The 879-nt window shown below is 60.4% G+C and carries 1 protein-coding gene and 1 pseudogene; both read right to left on the bottom strand.

What is annotated here, in order from left to right:
- A partial coding sequence (locus tag DVK07_RS23875; protein ID WP_342765653.1) for a PQQ-binding-like beta-propeller repeat protein occupies window positions 1-408 on the bottom strand: 408 nt, incomplete at its 3' end.
- A 113-nt stretch (window positions 409-521) separates the two neighbouring features.
- A pseudogene (locus tag DVK07_RS24445) lies at window positions 522-863 on the bottom strand (PQQ-binding-like beta-propeller repeat protein); the annotation flags it as partial.
- Window positions 864-879: the final 16 nt, after the last annotated feature.

The following is an 879-nucleotide window of genomic DNA, read 5'->3' as shown; positions in this document are numbered from 1 at the left end:
TTGCTGCCAGATCGTTTCGCCGTCATCGATCGAAAGAGCGACGATTTCCTGGCTTCGTGTTCCGAGGAACGCGGTCCCGTTGCTGACAGCGGGTGGTGTTCCGAGTCGGTCGCCAAAGGTACCGAGTGAGCGTACTCGCGTCCCGTCTTCCGGATCGTGGACAGCAAGCGTTCCTTCGTCGGTAACGAGTAACCCGTCGTTGGCGACGACTGGCTCGGTGTCTGGATGGTCGAGTTCGGTTTCCCACAGCAAGGAACCGTCTGCGGTGGAGAGCGCGCGGAGTACACCGGTATTGCCGTCCTGTAGGTAGCCCGTGACGTAGACGCGGTCGTCGTCGATTGCGGTTGTTCGCGCTGCGAGTGTCGGGTGACCCCAGAGTCGATCGCCGGTCGTTGCGTCGTACGCGATGAGACCGGTTTCACCACGGCGTCCGGTAAGAGGGAGTGTGATAATCGAGGGACCAGCAGTAAGTGCACCCTCAGCGGGGCGAGGAAGAGAGCGCGACCACTCTTCGAGCCATCGATGCGGTTCAACGCGACGAGCTGTTGTTCAGCAGGGATGAGTAGGTGGTTTTCCGTTACTGTTGGTGTCGGGCCTGTCTGAGCCGAAAAGTCGTATTCCCACTCTTGATCACCAGTCTGTGCATCGAGTGCGGTCGCACTGGCCCCGACGGAATACACCATTCCATCGGCGACGAGTGGTTCGATGCTTCCTGCGTCACCTGCGTCCCATGCTTCGTTCCCTCGATCTGGAACGGCGACATCGGATGCGCCGGTGTTACGACTGTCGTGGGCTTGCTGTCGCCAGTCACCGGTGGGTTCGTTCGGAAGCGTTTGGTTCGACGTGCCGAAGCATCCAGCTATCGCTCCGACTGACGCG

This window comes from Halorubrum sp. Atlit-26R (assembly GCF_003666015.1).
GTDB lineage: Archaea > Halobacteriota > Halobacteria > Halobacteriales > Haloferacaceae > Halorubrum.
Note: the sequence above shows the minus strand (reverse complement) of the source record. Positions and strands in the feature narration are given on the sequence as shown.